This is a genomic window from Pseudoalteromonas sp. CnMc7-15 (assembly GCF_022347925.1).
GTDB classification, from domain to species: domain Bacteria; phylum Pseudomonadota; class Gammaproteobacteria; order Enterobacterales; family Alteromonadaceae; genus Pseudoalteromonas; species Pseudoalteromonas ruthenica.
Genome location: NZ_JAKRFT010000003.1, coordinates 380,873 through 402,756 on the forward strand (window position 1 = coordinate 380,873; position 21,884 = coordinate 402,756).

General features: G+C 46.7%; 14 protein-coding genes and 1 pseudogene. 12 read left to right on the forward strand and 3 right to left on the reverse strand.

Annotated features, from left to right (window positions below; all coding sequences use genetic code 11):
- Window positions 1–51: 51 nt before the first annotated feature.
- From dnaG to MHM95_RS09095, 9 genes and pseudogenes are all read left to right on the forward strand, one after another.
- Window positions 52–1,821, forward strand: a complete 1,770-nt coding sequence (gene dnaG, locus MHM95_RS09055; protein ID WP_239385081.1) for a DNA primase — start codon at window positions 52–54, stop codon at window positions 1,819–1,821.
- 124 nt (window positions 1,822–1,945) lie between these two features.
- Window positions 1,946–3,787 (forward strand): RNA polymerase sigma factor RpoD, encoded by a 1,842-nt coding sequence (rpoD, locus tag MHM95_RS09060; protein WP_022945343.1) that lies wholly within the window; start codon window positions 1,946–1,948, stop codon window positions 3,785–3,787.
- A gap of 62 nt (window positions 3,788–3,849) precedes the next feature.
- Complete coding sequence (prmA, locus tag MHM95_RS09065; RefSeq protein ID WP_152440233.1) at window positions 3,850–4,728, forward strand: 50S ribosomal protein L11 methyltransferase; 879 nt, start codon at window positions 3,850–3,852, stop codon at window positions 4,726–4,728.
- Window positions 4,729–4,991: 263 nt separating this feature from the next.
- Window positions 4,992–5,957, forward strand: coding sequence for a tRNA dihydrouridine synthase DusB (gene dusB / locus MHM95_RS09070; RefSeq protein ID WP_045980568.1), 966 nt, complete (start codon window positions 4,992–4,994; stop codon window positions 5,955–5,957).
- 26 nt (window positions 5,958–5,983) lie between these two features.
- The gene (gene fis, locus MHM95_RS09075) at window positions 5,984–6,274 is read left to right on the forward strand and encodes a DNA-binding transcriptional regulator Fis (protein ID WP_010374122.1); all 291 of its coding nucleotides are present in this window, start codon (window positions 5,984–5,986) and stop codon (window positions 6,272–6,274) included.
- Between the two features lie 211 nt (window positions 6,275–6,485).
- Window positions 6,486–8,072, forward strand: coding sequence for a bifunctional phosphoribosylaminoimidazolecarboxamide formyltransferase/IMP cyclohydrolase (gene purH, locus MHM95_RS09080; protein ID WP_022945340.1), 1,587 nt, complete (start codon window positions 6,486–6,488; stop codon window positions 8,070–8,072).
- A gap of 110 nt (window positions 8,073–8,182) precedes the next feature.
- Window positions 8,183–9,004, forward strand: coding sequence for a class I SAM-dependent methyltransferase (locus MHM95_RS09085; protein WP_045980566.1), 822 nt, complete (start codon window positions 8,183–8,185; stop codon window positions 9,002–9,004).
- Window positions 9,005–9,016: 12 nt separating this feature from the next.
- Window positions 9,017–10,303, forward strand: coding sequence for a phosphoribosylamine--glycine ligase (gene purD / locus MHM95_RS09090; RefSeq protein WP_130148753.1), 1,287 nt, complete (start codon window positions 9,017–9,019; stop codon window positions 10,301–10,303).
- A gap of 365 nt (window positions 10,304–10,668) precedes the next feature.
- Window positions 10,669–11,654: pseudogene (locus MHM95_RS09095) on the forward strand (integrase core domain-containing protein).
- A gap of 298 nt (window positions 11,655–11,952) precedes the next feature.
- Here the strand turns inward: MHM95_RS09095 and MHM95_RS09100 are convergent.
- Window positions 11,953–12,828, reverse strand: a complete 876-nt coding sequence (locus tag MHM95_RS09100) for a hypothetical protein (protein WP_239385082.1) — start codon at window positions 12,826–12,828, stop codon at window positions 11,953–11,955.
- Window positions 12,829–14,651: 1,823 nt separating this feature from the next.
- On the opposite strand from MHM95_RS09100, the gene MHM95_RS09105 reads away from it, so the two are divergent.
- Window positions 14,652–17,174, forward strand: a complete 2,523-nt coding sequence (locus MHM95_RS09105; RefSeq protein ID WP_239385083.1) for an EAL domain-containing protein — start codon at window positions 14,652–14,654, stop codon at window positions 17,172–17,174.
- Window positions 17,175–17,216: 42 nt separating this feature from the next.
- Window positions 17,217–18,038 (forward strand): DUF2797 domain-containing protein, encoded by an 822-nt coding sequence (locus tag MHM95_RS09110; RefSeq protein ID WP_022946777.1) that lies wholly within the window; start codon window positions 17,217–17,219, stop codon window positions 18,036–18,038.
- Here MHM95_RS09110 and MHM95_RS09115 read toward each other — a convergent pair.
- Window positions 18,011–20,527: an EAL domain-containing protein gene (locus MHM95_RS09115; RefSeq protein ID WP_239385084.1), complete on the reverse strand. Its 2,517-nt coding sequence runs from the start codon at window positions 20,525–20,527 to the stop codon at window positions 18,011–18,013. The genes MHM95_RS09110 and MHM95_RS09115 overlap by 28 nt on opposite strands.
- Window positions 20,528–20,549: 22 nt before the next feature.
- On the opposite strand from MHM95_RS09115, the gene MHM95_RS09120 reads away from it, so the two are divergent.
- Window positions 20,550–20,876 carry a hypothetical protein gene (locus MHM95_RS09120; protein WP_053910054.1) on the forward strand — a complete coding sequence of 109 codons (327 nt, stop codon included), beginning with the start codon at window positions 20,550–20,552 and terminating at the stop codon, window positions 20,874–20,876.
- Here MHM95_RS09120 and MHM95_RS09125 read toward each other — a convergent pair.
- A complete protein-coding gene (locus MHM95_RS09125) occupies window positions 20,873–21,790 on the reverse strand; it encodes a histone deacetylase family protein (protein WP_239385085.1) in 918 nt (305 codons plus the stop codon). The genes MHM95_RS09120 and MHM95_RS09125 overlap by 4 nt on opposite strands.
- Window positions 21,791–21,884: the final 94 nt, after the last annotated feature.

Genomic DNA, 21,884 nt, shown 5'->3' on the forward strand with positions numbered 1-21,884 from the left:
GTGGCGATTGATATACTACTGAGATTCTCTATTCCCAATTAGGTGTTAGCAATGGCAGGCAAGATCCCACGACAATTTATCGATGATCTTTTAGCTCGCACCGATATTGTAGAGTTAATAGACGCGCGCGTTAATCTTAAAAAAGCAGGCAAAGACTACCAAGCCTGTTGCCCTTTCCATAACGAAAAAACACCGTCGTTTACCGTCTCTCAAGATAAACAGTTTTATCACTGCTTTGGTTGTGGCGCCAATGGCAACGCCATTAGCTTTGTCATGGAATACGATAAACTCGATTTTGTTGATGCCATCGAAGAACTCGCTAGTTTATTGCACCTCGAAGTGCCAAGAGAGCAAGGGCATAATAACCCAGAGCGCCCTCCTGTCAGTCAAGAACAAAAGCGCTCAGACTATGAACTAATGGAGCAAGCAGCACGATATTATCAGCAGCAACTGCGCCATCATGCTAATTCACAGTTGGTGATTGATTACCTCAAAGGACGCGGCCTTAGCGGCCAAACGGTCAAAGACTATCAAATTGGCTATGCCCCGAGTGAGTGGGAAGCCTTGTGCCAAACACTGGGGAAAAATCCCAAGCAAAAGCAACAATTGATCGAGCTTAAACTGGCCACCCAAAAAGACAATGGCCGCACCTTTGATTTCTTCCGTGACCGACTGATGTTTCCCATCCGCGACCGTCGCGGTCGGGTCATTGCCTTTGGCGGACGTATCATGGGCAGCGATGACAACGGCCCTAAATACCTTAACTCACCAGAGACCCGGGTATTCCATAAAGGTTTTGAGCTGTACGGTTTTTATGAGGCTAAGCAAGCGCACAAAAAGCTTGAGCAGTTACTCATTGTTGAAGGCTATATGGATGTGGTGGCCTTGGCTGAGCATGATATTAAATATGCCGTTGCCGCCTTGGGCACTGCGACCACCGCCGAACACATGCAGTTACTGCTGCGGGCCACCGACAAAGTTATTTGTTGTTATGATGGCGACCGCGCGGGTCGCGACGCGGCTTGGCGCGCGCTTGAAAACGCCCTTCCCTATTTAAAGGACGGCAAAGCTCTGAAGTTCGTGTTTTTGCCGGACGGCGAAGACCCCGATTCATTGGTACAGCAAGAAGGCAAAGCGGCCTTTGAACAACGCTTGGATGACGCCAAAGATTTTATCGAGGTGTTTTTTGCTCGTTTGAGCGAACATATAGATCTTACTCAGGATGCAGGCAAAGCCAAGTTACTAAGTGAAGCCTTACCACTGATTGAAAAAATTCCCAGTGAGTTTTACCAAGAAAGCCTATTAGAACGTTTAGCACGGTTTATTGGTCGCACTCGAGAACAACTCAACGCCAAGCTCAAAACCCCAAAACAACAAAAACGGGTTGAGAGCCAATTTAAAATGACGCCCATGCGCACCGCCATCGCGCTCATGGTGCAACACCCGCAATTGGCACCTACGGTTGAGTACATGCCAGAGCTTGCCAGTTTAGGTTTACCGGGTTTGGAATTGTTTTTAGCCATTCAAAAGCAATGTTTAGACAACCCACAAATTACTACCGCACAGTTGTTAGAAAGTTACCGTGAACGCCCTGAATACGGCGCATTGACTAAGCTTGCGGCGTGGCCACACCAAATAAAAGACGAGGTTTTGGAACCTCATTTCCAACAAACGGTCAAATTCATTGAAGATCAGTGTTTAAATCATCGCCTCGAGACCTTATTAATAAAGGACAAGACGCAAGGTTTAAGCTTTGAAGAACGACGTGAATACGCGCTACTGACGCAAGCACTAAAAGGCAGTGAAGTGCTCGAAAGCTAGCCAGAAAAAACTCGGTCTGTTATAATACGCAATTCACTGCGTCAAACCGGCTTGGGGCTCCCAGCTTAGGTTCTTAAGCTGACGCCTGTTGTATCAACTTATCAGGGTGGAAGAGCAAATCTCTATGGATCCAACTCCTCAGTCACAACTAAAACTTCTGATTCAGAAAGGTAAAGAGCAAGGTTATCTTACATTCGCGGAAGTGAACGATCACCTTCCACAAGACATCATTGACTCGGATCAGGTCGAAGACATTATCAGCATGATTAATGACATGGGTATTAAGGTCAGCGAGTCTGCCCCTGATGCCGATGAATTAATGATGGCTGAAACGACCACGGATGAGGACGCAGCAGAGGCTGCGGCTGCAGCCCTGGCAACGGTAGAAAAAGAGATCGGTCGTACTACGGACCCTGTGCGCATGTATATGCGTGAAATGGGGACGGTTGAGCTACTTACTCGTGAGGGCGAAATTGATATCGCCAAGCGTATTGAGGAAGGCATCAACCAAGTACAGATTTCTGTTGCTGAATATCCAGAGGCTATCTCGCACCTACTTGAACAGTGGGACATGTTCGAAGCCGAAGAAATTCGCTTGAGCGACATCATCACTGGCTTTTTCGATCCCAACGAGGACGAAACACAAATCTCTGCCACACACATTGGTTCTGAATTGAGCGAAGAAGAGCTCGATGACGAAGACGATGATGCTGACAGCGATGACGATGATGAAGAAGAAACCGATAACGGCCCAGATCCGGAAGAAGCGCGCGAGCACTTTGAAAAGCTTCGTGCCTTGTACACTGGCGCACGCGAGATTTTCGAGCAAAAAGGCCGTTCGCATCCCGATGCTAAAGCCGCGATTATCGAGATCGGCGAGCTATTTCGTACCTTCAAACTAGTACCGAAGCAATTTGATCGCATGGTTAACAACATGCGTGCAATGATGGATAAAGTGCGTGTGCAAGAACGCATCATCATGAAGCAAGCGGTACAAGTTGCTAAAATGCCAAAGAAAACGTTCGTTAAGCATTTTGCTAATAACGAAACAGATGCCTCTTGGCTAGATGCCGAAATCGCTAAAGGCGAGAGCTACTCAGCGAAATTAAGCGAGCTAAAACCGGAAATTGAACGTTGCATCAATAAGCTAAAACAGATTGAGCAAAGCACCGGTTTATCCATTGAGCGTATTAAAGACATCAACCGTCGTATGAGCATTGGTGAGGCGAAAGCTCGCCGTGCGAAAAAAGAGATGGTTGAGGCAAACTTACGTCTGGTTATTTCAATTGCCAAGAAATACACCAACCGAGGTCTGCAGTTCTTGGATCTGATCCAAGAAGGTAATATCGGCTTGATGAAAGCAGTAGATAAATTTGAATATCGCCGTGGTTATAAGTTCTCAACTTATGCAACTTGGTGGATCCGTCAGGCAATCACTCGCTCGATTGCTGACCAAGCGCGTACTATTCGTATTCCGGTACATATGATTGAGACCATTAATAAGCTCAATCGTATCTCGCGTCAGATGCTTCAGGAAATGGGCCGCGAGCCAAACCCTGAAGAACTGGCTGAGCGCATGCTAATGCCTGAAGATAAGATTCGTAAGGTATTAAAAATCGCTAAAGAGCCGATTTCAATGGAGACGCCTATCGGTGACGATGAAGATTCGCACTTAGGTGATTTCATTGAGGATACCACCATTGATTCGCCAATCGATTCAGCGACCATGGAAAGCCTTAAAGGCGCGACTCACGAAGTACTGGCAGGCCTGACAGCCCGCGAAGCAAAAGTACTACGTATGCGTTTTGGTATCGACATGAATACCGACCACACCCTAGAGGAAGTGGGTAAGCAGTTTGACGTTACTCGAGAGCGTATCCGTCAAATCGAAGCGAAGGCACTGCGTAAGTTACGCCATCCATCGCGCTCTGACCTGCTGAAGAGTTTCTTAGACGCCAGCAAATAAGCCGCGTCTTACACACTACATCAAGGCCGCTTTTTAGCGGCCTTTTTTAACGAGGATTTACAATGGCTTGGATCCAAATCCGCATTCGTGCCACCGAGTCAACGGCTGATGCCATTAGTGATCACCTTATGGACATCGGTTGTCCATCGGTGACCTTCATGGACACTAAAGACACGCCTATTTTTGAACCCCAGCCCGGGGAAGTAAAATACTGGGCAGAAACCACTGTGATTGGCCTGTTTGAGGCCAACCACGATATGCAAGCCGTGGTTGACTACCTAAAAGTACAGCCTGAGCTGAAAGAGCAATTTCATTATAAAATTGAGCAACTTGAAGACAAAGATTGGGAACGAGAGTGGATGAAAAACTTCCACCCTATCCGCTTTGGCGAGCGTTTGTGGATTTGCCCAAGCTGGCTCGATGTGCCAGACCCCAGTGCGGTTAATGTTATGCTCGACCCAGGTCTGGCCTTTGGCACCGGCACCCATGCTACTACCGCGCTATGCTTAAAGTGGTTAGAAGGCCTCGATTTAAGCGGCAAAACTGTGGTCGATTTTGGCTGTGGTTCCGGTATTTTGGGGATTGCGGCCATCAAGTTAGGTGCTGCCCGCGTTATCGGTATAGATATCGACCAGCAAGCCCTCGATGCCAGTCAAGACAACGCCGCACGTAATGGTGTTGCTGAACAGCTAGAGGTGTATTTGCCACAAAACCAACCTCATCTTGAAGCTGATGTGGTGGTTGCTAATATTCTTGCCCAGCCCTTGCGTGAACTTAATGAAGTGATTCTAAGCTTGCTAAAATCCGGCGGTGACATTGCTCTATCTGGAGTGCTGGCTGAGCAAGCGCAATCGGTAGCCAGTCATTATGACCAGCAAGTAAACCTCGCCCCTATCGAACAAGAAGGGGATTGGGTGCGCATCAGCGGGGTTAAAAAGTAACCATAGCTGACACTATTTGCGCAGCGGACAATTGTCCCTGCGCGACTTTTTTACACTTTTTACGCATCATCAACACCCCGCAGAGTAAGCTTTCACGGGCCTGTGTTCATAAAACAAACAAAAAAATCACTCCCTCAGCTCGTTACCAAATGTCAATACGAAAAGTTTAAAAAAAAAGCACTTTTGTTCAATTTATAGCCTTTGATTTTGGCGCAAAAAACCGTAAACTTAGCGCCCCTTGAAACGAGGTGAATTGAGTCGCTGTGCAAATTGGTCCGTACCAGTTAGAAAACAACTTAATGGTCGCTCCCATGGCTGGGATAACCGACCGCCCTTTTCGACAACTCTGTCGTCGATTAGGTGCAGGCCTCGCGGTCTCCGAGATGTTGTCTTCCAACCCAAAGGTTTGGCGTACAGCTAAATCCATGGGCCGTATGGATCACAGTGGTGAGTCAGGTATTCGTTCCGTGCAAATTGCCGGTGCCGACCCTGAACTTATGGCGCAAGCCGCACAATTTAACGTTTCCAATGGCGCGCAGATCATAGATATCAATATGGGCTGCCCGGCAAAAAAAGTGAATAAAAAGCTTGCAGGCTCTGCGTTGCTGCAATATCCAGAGTTGGTCGAAGCCATCGTTAAAGCGGTGGTTAATGCGGTGGATGTGCCCGTCACATTGAAAATCCGAACTGGCTGGGATGTGGATAATCGCAACGGCGTCGAGATTGCAGCTATCGCTGAGCACAATGGTATTCAGTCACTTGCCGTCCATGGACGCACTCGTGCGTGCATGTATAAAGGCAATGCTGAATACGACACGATTAGAGCCGTGAAACGCTCAGTGTCAATTCCTGTGGTGGCTAATGGTGATATTACATCGCCACATAAGGCACAACAGGTTTTAGAGTATACGGGCGCAGATGCCATCATGGTTGGCCGAGCCGCCCAAGGTCGCCCCTGGATTTTCCGGGAAATCGATCATTATTTAAAAACCGGAACGCTGCTAGCGCCGCCTGAATTAGGCGAAGTACGCAGCATATTGATGGAGCATTTAACTAATCTGCATCAATTTTACGGTGAGCCCATGGGGGCGCGGATTGCTCGCAAGCATGTTGGATGGTATTTGCACGCTCATGACGAAAACGGTCAGTTTAGGCGAGTATTCAATGCGCTAGAAACACCTCAACAGCAGGTGGAAGCGCTTAATGAGTACTTTGAAACTTATTGCTAATCCAGAAAGAAAGAGACAATACAACGATGTTTGAACAAAATGTGACTTCTCCTTTTATTACTAACGCTCACGTTCAGTCACAAGAGAAACCACAGCCTCTTCGCGACGCTGTTAAAAAAGCTGTTCACCACTACTTAAAGCAGCTTAACGGTCAGGACGTACAAGATGTATACGAGCTTGTTCTTTCTGAACTAGAAGCACCGCTTCTAGAAGAAGTAATGACTTACACACGTGGCAACCAAACGCGTGCGGCCATCTTGCTAGGTATCAACCGTGGTACTTTACGCAAGAAGCTGAAAAAGTACGGCATGAACTAATGAATACGCAGCGCTAAGCTGCACCTAAAAGCACCTTCGGGTGCTTTTTTATTTTCGTCCATACGCGAAAATGACCAGCGCTACACCTGGTCTGGTGTTATACAAAAGCACCATCATTGTTTAAAATAAGGGATTCTAAGCAAGTCCCCTTGCCTAACCCCAAGGCGTAAGCCTAGGCAAGCTTTCACTCATTGAGGTAATCAAAACAACCATGGATACACATCGTCCAATTCGTCGCGCACTTATCAGTGTGTCTGACAAAACGGGTATCGTTGAATTCGCTCGCGAATTAGCCGCTCAAGGCGTTGACATTCTTTCTACCGGTGGCACCTGCAAGCTGCTTGCTGACAACGGCATTAAGGTCACTGAAGTATCTGACCACACCGGTCATCCAGAAATTATGGACGGTCGCGTAAAAACCCTACACCCGAAAATCCACGGCGGCATATTAGCGCGTCGCGGCCAAGATGAAGGGGTGATGAGCGACAACAACATCGATGCCATCGATATGGTTGTAGTGAACCTATATCCTTTTGCACAAACCGTTGCCAAAGCGGATTGCAGCCTTGAAGACGCCGTTGAGAATATCGATATCGGCGGCCCAACTATGGTACGCGCGGCAGCGAAAAATCACAAAGACGTGACCATCGTAGTAAATGCGGGTGATTACACACGCGTAATTGACGAAATGAAAGCCAACCAAGGTTCAACCACCCATGCCACACGTTTTGATTTAGCTATAGCGGCTTTTGAGCACACCGCTCAGTACGATGGCATGATCGCCAACTACTTCGGTAAAATGGTGCCAGATTACACCGAGGAAGCGGCGGCTGAGACTAAATTTCCGCGCACTTTCAACATGCAATTCACCAAAAAGCAGGACATGCGCTATGGTGAAAACTCGCACCAAGATGCGGCGTTTTACGTTGAAAATGATCTTAGCGAAGCCTCTGTGGCCACCGCTAAGCAGCTACAAGGCAAGGCGCTATCATACAACAACATTGCTGATACCGACGCAGCCCTTGAGTGCGTAAAAGAATTCGATGCGCCAGCGTGTGTGATCGTGAAACACGCCAACCCATGTGGCGTATCGGTCGGTGAAAACATCCTTAGCGCCTATGACCGCGCCTTTAAAACCGACCCAACTTCCGCTTTCGGCGGCATTATTGCCTTTAACCGTGAACTTGATGGTGATACCGCAGAAGCCATCGTCGCGCGCCAGTTTGTGGAAGTGATTATTGCGCCTAGTATCAGCGAAGAAGCAGCGCAAATCGTTTCGGCAAAACAAAATGTACGCCTACTAGAGTGTGGCCAGTGGCAAGATAAAACCACCGCTGTGGATATTAAGCGCGTTAATGGCGGTGTTTTAGTGCAAGACCGCGATCAAGGCATGGTGGCCAAAGAAGAGCTAAAAGTCGTGTCTAAGCGCCAACCTACCGAGCAAGAACTAAACGATTTGATGTTCTGCTGGAAGGTCGCTAAGTTTGTGAAATCGAACGCCATCGTATACGCCAAAGACGGCATGACCATTGGTGTGGGTGCCGGACAAATGAGCCGCGTTTACTCGGCGAAAATCGCCGGTATTAAGGCTGCTGACGAAAACCTTGTGGTTGAAGGCTCGGTCATGGCCTCTGATGCCTTCTTCCCGTTCCGTGATGGCATCGACGCCGCAGCAGCGGCTGGTATCACTGCCGTGATTCAGCCCGGTGGCTCAATGCGCGATGAAGAAGTTATCGCCGCTGCAGACGAAGCAGGCATGGCCATGGTATTCACCGGCATGCGCCACTTCCGCCACTAAAACCGCTAACCACGCCAGTGCATAATTTGTACTGGCGTGTTTTCGTAGACTATTCAAATCAATCTGTTATGTTGGCACTAAATACCAAAAACAACAGCAAGGATTAGATTATGAAACTAGGCTTGAAAACCGCGCTCAGCGCTGCTTTAGCTGTCTCTTTAAGTGCTTGTGCTGCAACCAGTGGCACCGAAGCACTCACCGATGCCGCGCAAAACGATTTGCGTAGCGAGCAAGCAAAAAGTCGCGACCAATATCGCCACCCGGTGGAAACCTTGGCGTTTTTTGGCTTCGAACCGTCGATGACGGTAGTTGAGATCTGGCCTGGTGGCGGCTGGTACAGCGATATTATCGCCCCTGCGATGAAAGGTGAAGGCACCTTTTACGCCGCCCACTTCCCTGCTGATAGCGATGTTGAGTATTACCAACGCTCACTGACCCGTTTCCAAGATAAACTTGCCAGCGACAGTGCCTACAGCGACGTTAAACTCAGTGAGTTTGCGCCTGGCACACATCATAGCATCGCTCCTGAGGGAAGCGCCGACATGGTGCTGACGTTCAGAAACCTGCACAACTGGTATATGCAAAAAGACGAACAAGGCGTTAAAGATGCCTTTAAAGCCTTTTATGCAGCCTTAAAGCCCGGTGGCGTACTCGGTGTGGTTGATCACCGCTTACCCGAAAGCCGCGATGCAGGTAAAGCGAAACGCTCAGGCTATGTTAAAGAAAGTTGGGTGATTGAGCTGGCTAAACAGGCCGGATTTGAACTCGCTGCGAAAAGTGAAATCAATGCAAACCCGAATGATTTTGCCGACCACCCTCGTGGCGTGTGGACATTGCCACCGCGTTTAGCGCTAGGCGATGAAGACCGCGCTAAATATGAGGCGATTGGTGAAAGCGATCGGATGACGCTGAAATTCATCAAACCGCAATAGGATTTTTACGCCATGAATGTACTTGTCATTGGCAGTGGCGGCCGCGAACACGCACTTGCGTTTAAGGCCGCTCAATCAAGCAAAGTAGAAAAAGTATTTGTCGCGCCAGGTAATGCTGGCACCGCTCTAGAGCCAAAACTAGAAAACGTCGCCATTGGTGTCGAAGACATCGATGCGCTTATCGCTTTCGTCAAAGAAAACCAGGTTGAACTGACCATTGTCGGCCCTGAGGCACCGCTAGTGATTGGTGTGGTCGATGCCTTTCGCGAACAAGGCTTGGCTATTTTCGGACCGACACAAGGCGCCGCCCAACTGGAAGGCTCTAAGTCATTCACTAAAGACTTTTTAGCACGCCACGATATCCCAACGGCGTTCTACAAGACCTTTGAGCAAATCGAGCCTGCACTTGCTTACATCAAAGAGCAAGGCGCTCCCATCGTGGTCAAAGCCGATGGTTTGGCTGCAGGTAAAGGCGTTATTGTGGCGATGACCGAAGCCGAAGCTGAGGCTGCTGTACGCGATATGCTCGCAGGCAATGCCTTTGGTGAAGCAGGTAGCCGCGTGGTTATCGAGGAGTTCTTAGAAGGCGAGGAAGCCTCGTTTATCGTTATGGTTGACGGTAAAAACGTACTACCTTTTGCCACCAGCCAAGACCATAAGCGTGCCTATGACGGTGATAAAGGCCCGAACACCGGTGGCATGGGAGCCTACTCTCCAGCCCCCGTGGTCAGTGAAGAAATTCACAACCGCATTATGGATGAAGTGATCAACCCGACCGTAGCAGGTATGGCAGCAGAGGGTCATCCATATACCGGCTTTTTGTATGCAGGGCTGATGATTGCCGCCGATGGCACGCCTAAGGTCATTGAATACAACTGCCGCTTTGGCGACCCAGAAACGCAACCGATTATGTTGCGTCTGCAATCAGACCTTGTGTCGTTGATTGAAGCTGCGAATCGTCAAGAACTGGATCGCACAGAAATTAACTTCGACCCGCGCGCCGCCGTTGGCGTGGTGCTGGCAGCGAAAGGGTATCCAGGTTCTTACCCTAAAGGTGATGCTATCTCCGGGCTAAAGGTAAATTACCCACAGGGCGAAAAAGTCTTCCATGCAGGCACCAAGCAGCAAGGTGAAGACATCGTCACTGCCGGGGGTCGGGTGCTGTGTGCGACAGCGCTAGGCGATACCGTAACAGCGGCGCAACAACGTGCGTATGAGTTGGTGAAAGAGATTAACTGGGACGGTGTTGAATACCGCACCGATATCGCTCACCACGCCATTCGTCGCGAGCGTACTTAATCCAACGAGAACCTTCGTTCCGAGAACATTCGTTCAAAACAGGGTTAAGAGCTAATAACCGTACATATCAAGCGAGGCTAAATGCCTCGCTTTTTTATGACACTTTTTCTAGCTTGATTTAATCCTATAGAGGGCTTTTAGGCAACATCGAAACTTTGCAAATCACACTTCTACTCAACCCCAGCGATCATCATACGACTTACCTCACCTAATCATAAAGGTCTCTGTCAGAGACAGATAATCAATTAAAAGTGCACACTCACTTGACCTTCCCCAAAAAAATTCACATCAATGACTTTGATGAGATTTCCAATAAACTGGAGACAATAGAGGTCTCACAATGAAAAACTTTAACCCAAGAACAAATTATCCGAAAAGTCAAACAACATGAAGCTGGCGCTAAAGTTGATCACATTTGCCGAAGGTGGGTATATCGACAGGCACTTTTTACAACGGGCGCAGTAAATATACGACTCTTAACGTAAATAAAGCCAAGCATTTATTGACTGAAAAGATGTTTGAAGTTGAAAATATGAAGGGTGTGCTCTCAAATCATGGTTAAGCCTTCTTATAAGAGACGGATCTCTTACCACCTCTTAGAGCTATTTAACCTCAGTGAAAGAGCCGCATGCCAACTATCAGCGGTTTGTCGAACCGCACGGTATAGTCCAAGGGCGAAGACAAAAAACGCATTAAAGGTACAACTAAACTGCTTAGAATACTCTCATTATAGCTATTTAATGCTTCACGGCTTGTTAAAAATAGAAGGCTTAGTGAGGGTGAGGGTAGAAGCAGACATATCTTGTATATAACGGAAGAAAGGCTCCAAATTCGCCCAAAAAACAACGGCCAAGACTCTCTTGAAAGTACCGTCAAAGCCGGACCGACATAGGTATATTGACTTTGTTTCAGATCAGCTACTAGCCAATGGGTGACGCTTCAGGCCATGTAGTTGATGATGATTCACGAGAATTGGTTGGGTAACTGGTGTGTTTCAATGAGTGATAAACAGGTTACTCGACTTTTATCAGAGACACTCGAAGTGCGAGGTGCACTACTTCAATAGTGCGTGATAACGGCATAGACTTTACGGGTAAAACTATGTTCTTTTGGTCAAGAGAAACTAACGTAAAGCCCAGCTTTATCAGCCAAGGAAGCCAACTCAAAACGCTTTTGTTGAAAGCTTAGGCGACAAAAGTTCAGAAACGAGTGCTTAAACCAGCACTAATTCATAACAATGTAAGAATCAAGGTATGAAGTCGATTTATGGCGAGACCACTATAGCCGTGTTCGACCACACAGCTTGCTGAATCATTTATCGCCCGTTGAGCTCGCTAAACGGGCCGCTTAGTATTAAATATTCCATTAAATAAGTGATAATAATTCAGGATAAAAGCTACCCAACATCATAACATAAAGAACAAAAACAAAGCTATACCAGACACTTTAAATAACACAGACCACTAAAAAACGAACCAATCAATACATAAAAAAAAGCAAAAACCCCGCCAAAACGGGGCTTAATTTAACTTTAAAATAAAAAAATTACAAACCAATCATTACAACACCAAACAAGATAACCAACAAATAAAATATAAACCTTATTTTATTGTTAAAAAAACAAGAAATACTCTCATAAAGTAGAGGAGTTAGTACTCACTATAATCAAACCCCCAAATAACTAATCGTAAAGACTTATCAGGATTATGCTCTGAATTATAACCTTTATTCCAATACAGACCCTCCATGATCACATGCTCCCTTTCAGGGTAAGTTGTCTTGTAACGGGCGGTGGAGAATAACGAACCATTTACATACACTTCAACAGATGGTTGCGGCCCATAATTATCATCTCTAGTAACGATCTTAATGTAATAATTTCCAACAGAAGAACCACTACTTTGCCAAGTATCAACTTCCATGCTGCCATGCAACGTATCTGTCCTTAAGCTATTTGGTTCACCACATGTATTATCTGGTATAGTAGGCTGCGTTAACTCATTTAATTGCCATGAATTATCATAATGCTGCAAATAATACTTATTATCACTACACTTACGTAGTTTCAAAGTTGTAATTGGTCTATGCCCCGTACTCGGATCTCCGTCTAAGTCAACCCAATCTTGGAAAATTATTGCGAAATCTGGGAAATCCGTTCCAGGCTTGAAACTAAATGCAAATTCATGTTCACGTGTTTTTCCTGGTGAATATAAACTTCTTTTAAATCTAACCATTCCCTTTCTGCAACGGTGTGAACTAATATTTCCTTTGCACGCAGGATTCCGATGGGAATAGATAACATAACCATCAATTTCTTCATAGTAATACATAGTGGAGCTGTAGCCACTCAAATCATCCATTAAGTCATACTCAGGGAGCCTGATATAGTTTAATCCATACCAGCCAGGCTTCGTTCCGTTATAAATACCTTCGTACGGTTTTGGATCATAATCCCCTGCAAGTACAGCCATAGGGATTACAAAAAAAACCATTGCTATAAATCTTAAATCTAACTTCCAAGCCATCCACCTCTCCTTAAAAACGCAAAAATAAAAGAATTTAAAATAACAAAAAAATTGTAACCCTAAAAACAGCGAAATGTCTAACTATTAGTATCAAAAAAAACAAAGCATACAAATTAAAATCACCCCTTCATCAAGCAAGACCTTTTAACGTTACTTTTTTATTTATTTTATATAAGCTACTTTCCGCATTAGTTATGACTTATTGCAAACTGATCTCGCGTACTCTAAATAGCTCAGAGCTTTCAATAGCACTCTTTGTAAGCACCACTTTCTTAAACTTCTTTAATTATCGTTCCTCACATTACGGATAATAAGAGCTTCAATAAATCCATTGTCAAAACCTACTAAATTAAGTGCAGCCCACTTCTCACTATCTAAATTACATTCAAGTAACTAAATAGTTCTTATCAAGTGATTTAAGAAAAGGTATGAACGCAAATTTAACCCCGCAGTGCACCACTCGCTAAACTAGCCCGCACTACGTAATTTATTGAGTACAAAGATAATCTGATTGTAACCTAGCTAAGCACTCCCTACCTACAGCGTTTAATGCTCGCTCGATATTTGCTTCTCGCTTAACGTGCTTAATTCTGTGCCTTTGCGGATATATTGACGTAGCAAATTGTTGAAATTCTCGTTCAATCCTCTCTCCTACGATTAATATGAGTTGGCGAAGTAAATATCTACTTAAACCATATCTGCAACCCTCTAGCGAGCAGAGAAGTCCGCACCGTTATCAGCAGTAACCGTGCTGACATGGCTGCGGGAACGCCATAGCATGCCAACCACCATCTGCCCTACACCGGCCGTCATTTTCGCTGATACTTTACGTATTAGATACAAATTACTTTTGCGCTTAACCAAGCTGACGTTGGCACCTGCGCTACTTTTTCACAACACGGTATCATCTTCCCAGTCGCCAAACCTTTCCTTCTTATCACCAACCGCTGGTCGGTGTTCAATACCAACCCGGTTTGGAGTTACAACGCGCTTTGCTCGGCTACCCTTACGGTGGCCACATCGCATTCGCTTATACAGATTGCCACCGCCCAATTTGTCACGCTGCACAAACCCATTCATGGCTGACAGGTTCACAATGATTTTACTGACTCCCGCGATTTGCTCTGGACCTCATTTGTGATTCAACCCGAACTCAACGTGAGGTAAACTCACAGTGGATACGCCATATTTCGCGGTCAAGCACTTTCATTTCACTACATTACCGTGAGCGACTTAGGGATTACAACAGGTACAACAAAACGAGTTGCTTCTCACTTCACGGCTAATCGTACTGTGGTTAACGTTCCACTGCTTGCCAACCTTCCTATAGCCAAAAAACCTCGCGCAAGTATGCTTCGATATGACATCGTTGCCCGACGTTCAACTTCTTTCAACTCATGATAAGCACTTCTTTTTATTTGGTGACGATAGAATACCACCAACAAGCAGTTTGTCGTCTGTCACCCTTTAATCATGAATGGTGCACATGTTATCTGAATTCGTGTGCAGTAAAGAAAACTATTACCTCTTAATTAAGACAGCAATGATAAGCGTATGATTTCTACAGTGGCAGGTTATACTTACATCGAAGAGATTTAAAATGGCCGCATTCTTCGCCAGTTTGATTGTCTCCTCACTAGGCGCTTCCCTATTCACTTACTTCACTGTAACTAGTATCAAGCATTATCGTAGCCCAGTGTAAACACCTCTACCTTTGCATCTAGCTAAACTCCTGGTACCGCAAAGTAACTAGGCGTTAATCCGTCCATTTTTCTGTGCTTTGCTACACTTTGACCATCTAAACTAGAAGAAAGTATTGCATTTTGTTGCCACGGCTGGATTTATTTAACGTACTTGCTGCTTGTTTGCTCGCCACTCTAGTGCTTATCGCCGGTGTGTTAGCCGCCAATATTACTCAGTCTTCACCCCACAGCCTGGGCAATGAACCAGGGTTAACAGTTGAGCCGAGTTTTATGGTGCTTCCGCAAGCGGTCACATTTTCAGCGCTTCATGAAAAGCATTTTGATGACTTCACTGCTGGGTCATGGCAACAGGTTCCTTGGCAATTTGGTACACAGCAATATTGGCTACGTTTAACGATTACCAATAAACAAACTGAGCCAAGCTCGCTTGTTGCCCGCTTTGATAACCCCATGGTCGATAATTTGCTCGTGTATCACCTTGATGAAGCAGGCCAAGTGCAACATAGCGTGCAATTGGGCGACCACCGCCGCGATTTAAGCCAGCTTGAATATGCCCTGCCCCACTATGCATTTACTTTGCAGGCGCAACAACAACATACTCTGGTTATTGGTATACACACCACAGGCATAAGCAAAACCCCAGTCAACCTTTACTCCGAACAGACCTTTTTTGAGCTTAGCCGCAGTACTTTCTCGTTGTGGAGCGTATATGTTGGCGTGTTATTAATGACCGCGCTGTATAACTTGATTCTATACTTCAGCATTCGCGATCGCGTGTATTTGCTCTATGTGGGCTATATTCTTGCGGTGATGACCTTGCTCGGCATCGTGCTCGGCTATGGCTTTTATTTATGGCCCACGTCATGGCAGCAATGGTTTCACCACCAAGTCATTTTATTTAACTACGCCATTGCCATTACCACGCTGGGGTTTTGCGTTATGTTTTTGCGTTATCACAAAGACCGAGGCAAGCCGTATCGCGTGGCGATAAGTTATTTGCAGCTTTTGCTGTTGTTGTGCGCGCTCAGCCTGTTCTTACCGGAATTTTATAGCGCACCGATATTTTTTATGACCATGCCGGGGCTGTACATCATTTGCTTCTGGCTAATTTTCAAAAAGCTTATCAGTGGTTTTCGGTGGGCTAAATATTACGTGCTTTCGTGGTTTCCGTTGTTATGTGCCGCCGCCATCCAGCCGTTAGAATTGACCGGTGTTATTGAATACAGTTATCTAACCCGTCATGCTTTTTTATTCGGCAGCTTAATTGAAATTACCCTGATGGCCCTAGCACTGGCGGATAGAGTACGCTATCAACGTAAGAAATCACTGTATTATGCCATTCATAATAGCCACAGTGGCTTACTAACCTACACCACGTTGATGCGCCGTATTGCGCAACTACAAAATCAACGTCGCAGTTTCACACTCTGTATAGTGCATATGGCGAACTTTCAAAACCTAAAGAATACCATTGGCATCGAAAATAGCTCGCAACTGCTAAAAAGTATTGCAGCAACGCTCAGTGAACAAGCTAAGGCGCTTGGCTGTTATCGCATTCACCCAAGCAGTAAAGAAACTGTGGCTGAGCTTAACAACGGCTGCTTAGCAGTGCTCAGCACAGAGCCTGCGGCAACACTCGAGCATCAGCGACTGCCGCACTTGCTTGGCCAGTTACAGGCCGAGTTGAGCGTGGCCGATTTACGCCTTAAACCTAGTTACATTCTTGCTACCATCGCTGCTGAGCAAAGCTCACAGTCTTTTAAACAGCTGATAGAGCATGCTTGCCAGTGCGTACAAAAAGCCCCTGCTGGCCGGCATCGTATTTTCTCAGTGGATGACAACAGCGATGTCAGCCAGTTACAACGCGCCACTGCACTGCAGCAAGCCATGCACAGCAATGAATTGTCTCTTTATTACCAGCCGCAGCTTAATCTGCAAACTCTGCAGGTATGCGGCGCAGAGGCGCTGCTGCGCTGGCCCCAGCAACAAAGCCGTGATTTTACCGTTGAAGATATTATTCATTTGGCAGAGCAAACGGGGTTGATCAATCAGCTGACCCTGTGGATTCTTAATTGCGCCTGCAGAGATATCGCTGCGCAAGGAGCGCTGTGGCAAGGGCAGCGTATATCTGTCAACCTCAGTGCCCGAGACATTTATATTGCAGATTTTACCCACAAGCTTGCTGATATCTTTAATGAGCATGGGGTGGCCCCGACACAGCTGAAACTGGAACTGACAGAGTCTGCCCTTGTTGATGATCCAGAAGCGCTTAAAGCCCTTATTGCTAGGCTTGCTGAGTTGGGGGTCAAGGTCGTGTTAGATGATTATGGTACTGGCTACTCATCGCTCGAGTATCTCGTTAAATACGCCTTCGCGGAGCTTAAAATTGATAAATACTTTGTTATGTCATTGGCGCATTCTCAACACCATCAAGCGATTGTAAACACGACCATTATGATGGCCCATAACCTAGGTTTAAAGGTCACTGCTGAGGGCGTTGAAACGCAAGAAATCGCTCACTTGCTACGCCATTATGGTGCGGATACGGCACAAGGCTATTTGTATGCTAAACCCATGAATATTGCTGATTACAACGCATGGCTGCAGCAGCAAAAGCAATGGAGCAACGACAGTCTAGCCTAGGTTTGCTACCATACGCGCTGACTTTTAACATTGGGGCGTTAAATGCTAGGCACACTAAATAAAATGAAAGCCGCGCTAAGTGATAGCGACGGCGTACATTACCAGCTACCTGTCGGTGACGAACTGCTGTCATTGAATGAGCTAATGGGTCAGCCCATTACCTTAACTCACACCGGCAATATCTTTTGTAAAAACTGCGGCAAAAAAACCAAGAAGAGCTACTCACAAGGTCACTGCTTCGTATGTATGCGCAAGCTCGCTAGCTGCGACATGTGTATTATGAAGCCGGAGACCTGCCACTATGACCAAGGCACCTGCCGCGAGCCACAGTGGGGTGAGGAAAACTGTATGATCCCGCACTATGTCTACTTGGCTAACACCTCAGGGCTTAAAGTGGGTATTACTCGCCATACACAAATCCCCACTCGCTGGATAGATCAAGGTGCGACCGCTGCGCTGCCTATTTTTAAGGTGCAAACCCGCCTACAGTCTGGCTTAGTCGAGGTTGCTCTCGCTGATTTTATTGCCGATAAAACTAATTGGCGCAATATGCTAAAGGGCACGAGCGTCGATGTTGACTTGAAAGCGGCGCGCGATGAGTTAGTGCCGCAAATTCAGCACAAGTTAGATGAGCTGGCTGAGCTCTTTGGAGCCACCGCAGTGGAACTGCTCGACGAAGAAGTGGTAGAAATTAACTACCCAGTACAAGATTATCCGAGCAAAGTCAGTTCCTTTAATTTTGATAAGAACCCTCAGGTCAGTGGTGTACTACAAGGAATTAAAGGCCAGTACTTAATTTTAGATACGGGTGTAATTAATATTCGCAAATTTGGCGCTTACGAAGTAGAAGTAGCGCACGGATAAACATAGCGATTATTAAAGTCTGTGATACTGCAAGGTTCGCCAAGTAAAAAACCTTGCACGTAGTCACAGGCTAAGCCTTGTAAAAACTGGTGTTGGCAAGGCTTCTCCACCCCTTCGGCAACCACCAGCAAGTTCAGACTAGAGGCCATGGCAATAATGGCACTGACAATTTCGCTATTGCCGTATTCATCCGGCACTTTAGCAATAAAGCTAGAATCAACCTTCAGCTTATCAATCGGTAACTTGGTCAAATAACTAAGCGCCGAATAGCCGGTGCCGAAGTCATCCAAAGCCACTTTTACTCCTAGTAATTTGAGCGCTAACAATACTTCCCGTGCTTGGCTAAATGAGCTAATGAAGCTACTTTCGGTAATTTCAATTTCCAGTTGCTCGGCACTCACTCCATGCTCATTAATAGCCGCTGTCACGGTATCGACTAAATCATGGTGACATAAGTGCGCCGCTGACAAGTTAATTGATAAAGTGCCACTAAAGTGTGTGTGCTGTTGCCACTGGGCAAGCAGCGCGCAGCTTCGAGTGATCACCCATTTATCAATATCAATGATCAATCCGAGCTCCTCGGCCAGTGGAATGAACTGCCCCGGTGCCACCATGCCCAGTTGCGGGTCTTGCCATCGAAGTAAAGCCTCAGCACCACACAACTGCGTTGTTTGGCAATCGACAATAGGCTGTAAAAACAATTCAAACTCATCATTGACCAGCGCCTGTTTAATTCGACTGCTCATGGTTAGGCGCTCCAAAGAGCGGGCATTCATGGTCGCTTTAAACAGCTGATAAGAGTTTCTACCTAAGTCTTTAGAGCGGTACATCGCAACATCAGCATGCTTTAGCAAGGTTTCCATGCTCTCACCATCATCAGGGTAAATAGCAATACCTATTGATGTAGTAATGGTGATGGCTTGGCCTGCCAACGAAAAGGAGGGCTTAAATTGAGCCAACACTTTCTCTGCACAGGCGATCACTTCATCGATATCCGCCACCTCGTTAAGCAGTAAGGTAAACTCATCGCCCCCCAAACGTGCTAGGGTATCGCCACTGCGCACACAGCGTTGTAATCGCTTCGCCACTTGCTTTAGCAGCTCATCGCCAACACTGTGACCAAGGCTGTCATTGACGCCTTTAAAGTGGTCTAAGTCGATAAACATAATGGCTAAGCGCTGATGTTGCCGCTGACCGTGCGCGAGGGCGACACTGAGCCGGTCTTTAAACAAGCGTCGATTCGGCAGCCCGGTCAGGTCATCAAAATAAGCAAGCTTTGTGATTTTGCGCTCCGATGCTTTGCGCTCAGTTATATCGGTAAAGATCCCCGCATAGACTAAATCGCTGTCTTGCTTATCTTTAATCTCAATGATGGTGAGCCATTCGACATAGGTGTCGCCGTCTTTACGGCGATTACAAATCTCGCCTTGCCATACCCCTTGCTGCGATAAACTCTGCCACATCGCCTGGTAAAAACTGCGGTCATGAGTGCCAGAGCTCAATATTCGCGGGGTCTTGCCTAGCACTTCTTCAGCGCTATAACCGGTTAGTCGAGTAAAAGCAGGGTTAACTTGTAGAATCGTTCCCTGAGCATCGGTGATCATGATGCCATCTAGAGAAGCGGCAATAATTTTATTCGCTAAATACAAATCTTTTTGCGAGGCCTGCAACGCACAATCGCGCTCAGCCAATACCGCTTCCAATTCACTTAAATAAGCAGACTCAATTTCGGTATTGATATGCTTGAGGGTGAGCACCCCCTTTACTCGCTGCGAATCTTTGCTCGCTGTGACAAGCAAATGACGAATACCATGTTGATGCAATAACCGATAAGCATGCAGCAAGGTATCTTCACAACTTACAGTGACCAGTTCTTTACTGGCAAAGGGCCAACAGCATTGCCCCTGTGCCGCGAGCATCATTTCCAGCACATCCGTGGCGGTAATAATACCCACGTGTTGTTGCTGCTCCACCAGCACCGCATGGGTATTCGATTTCGCCATGTGTTGGGCTACGACCCGAGCATTGTCGCTGCCTTGCACTTTGGGCACACGGTGATCAAAATGATCGCCAATCAATTTTAGATTAAGGTAATGATCCAACCCCTGATTGCCGACAATATCAGCCAATGACAACAGCCCTAAGGGGGTATCGTCGTCAGCGATCACAATTAAGTGACGAATCGCCAAGGTTGCACATTTATTGGCGGCGTCATTAAGCGCACTATCATCACTAATCGTATGCACTGGAGTCGACATTAAGGTACGAATGGGTTGGCGTAAAACATCACCATTGTGCGCTTGCGCACGAACACAATCCGACTCGGTCCAAATCCCGATCACCTTATTTTTCTCACGAATGGCAATCGCACTGACATTGTGGGTGCGCATGAGTTTGATAACAGCAATGGCTGGCTGGTGAGGCATACAAAAGTGCAACGCCGATAGCTTGGCGTCTTTTACTTTGTAGTCACGAGTGCTCAGTTGCATAGCCATTCCTAGAAGTTGTAACATGGCTATACTAGACAATCACTGCATTGCACAATTTGACATAAAACAAAAAATGACCAACTTTCACTTTCCCGTACTCGCCGTTGAAGCCGCTCACCTAACCCGTTGTGATAGCGCCAGCGAACTGGCACACCTTTGCAACAGTGCTCAGGTGCTGTTTATTGTTGATGCTCACCAGCAGTATTTTGATGTATCCGGGCAGCGCATTGAGCGCCAGTGGCCGATGTTACAGCAGGCGTTAAAAGCCTACCTGATTGGCGAAGGCGAATGTTGTGTTAGCAAGCTAAGACTTGGTGATGAAAGCCAAGTGTGGAAGTTCGTCGATTAACCCAGCTGGCCTCGTAGATAATGCTCAACGCTGCGAGATAAAGCAGAGAGGTGATAACCCCCTTCTAAAAAAGACACCACCCCTTTCACGTCATGACTTTGTGCAAACTCACTAATGCATTGACTAAACCAGCCATAGTCTTGCTCGACAAATTTCAGCGCCGACATATCATCTTCTAAATGCGCATCAAAGCCCGCAGAGACGAAGATAAGCTGGGGTTTAAATTCTTGCAGCCTTGGCAGCCACTGCTGCGCAACCACTTCGCGCAATGCTTGGCCATCACTGGCAGGCGGCAGTGGTGATTGCACTAGGTTATCGCGCGCGATGAGTTCGGGGTCTGGGTATAAAGGGCGTTGGAACAGCGAGCACAACAACACCGCATCGTCGTCGCTAAAAATACTCTGGGTACCATCACCATGGTGAACATCAATATCCAATACCGCTATACGTTCAATACCCAGTGACTGCGCATAGCGTACAGCGATTGCCAGATTATTGAAAATACAAAACCCGGCGCTGCGATCTTCACTGGCATGATGCCCTGGTGGACGCACCGCACAAAAACCAGCATCGATATGCCCGGCGAGAATTTCGTCTACCGCTGTGAGTCCAGCGCCGACTGCTCGCTCAATAGCATGAAGGGTTTGTGGACATAGACGCGTATCGCCATCTAAATCGGCGTAGCCAATATCAGGTATGCGCTGCTCTACCTCATGCACTAAGCGCTCACTGTGAACACGCAGGTAATCTTGACGTTGCGCCCCACGTGCTTGCAGCTGCCGCACTTCTAAGTCTAGGCTGCTAGCAAGTAAACGATCTGAGATAACATCAAGGCGCTCCGGTGACTCAGGATGTTCACTGCCCATTTCGTGGCGGCGACATGCGGGGTGAGTAATAACAGCGATTCGAGACATAAGCGGTTTAGGCAATTACATGGAGCCTATATAGTAAACAAGCTCGCATCAATGCGCTTTTCTCCTTTAGTCTTATAATGAACAAGGCACCCTT

Coding starts and splice junctions, on each gene's coding strand:
- dnaG (WP_239385081.1), top strand. CDS start 52: ATGGCAGGCAAGATCCCACGACAATTTATCGATGATCTTTTAGCTCGC.
- rpoD (WP_022945343.1), top strand. CDS start 1,946: ATGGATCCAACTCCTCAGTCACAACTAAAACTTCTGATTCAGAAAGGT.
- prmA (WP_152440233.1), top strand. CDS start 3,850: ATGGCTTGGATCCAAATCCGCATTCGTGCCACCGAGTCAACGGCTGAT.
- fis (WP_010374122.1), top strand. CDS start 5,984: ATGTTTGAACAAAATGTGACTTCTCCTTTTATTACTAACGCTCACGTT.
- purH (WP_022945340.1), top strand. CDS start 6,486: ATGGATACACATCGTCCAATTCGTCGCGCACTTATCAGTGTGTCTGAC.
- MHM95_RS09085 (WP_045980566.1), top strand. CDS start 8,183: ATGAAACTAGGCTTGAAAACCGCGCTCAGCGCTGCTTTAGCTGTCTCT.
- purD (WP_130148753.1), top strand. CDS start 9,017: ATGAATGTACTTGTCATTGGCAGTGGCGGCCGCGAACACGCACTTGCG.
- MHM95_RS09100 (WP_239385082.1), bottom strand. CDS start 12,828: ATGGCTTGGAAGTTAGATTTAAGATTTATAGCAATGGTTTTTTTTGTA.
- MHM95_RS09110 (WP_022946777.1), top strand. CDS start 17,217: ATGCTAGGCACACTAAATAAAATGAAAGCCGCGCTAAGTGATAGCGAC.
- MHM95_RS09115 (WP_239385084.1), bottom strand. CDS start 20,527: ATGCAACTGAGCACTCGTGACTACAAAGTAAAAGACGCCAAGCTATCG.
- MHM95_RS09120 (WP_053910054.1), top strand. CDS start 20,550: ATGGCTATACTAGACAATCACTGCATTGCACAATTTGACATAAAACAA.
- MHM95_RS09125 (WP_239385085.1), bottom strand. CDS start 21,790: ATGTCTCGAATCGCTGTTATTACTCACCCCGCATGTCGCCGCCACGAA.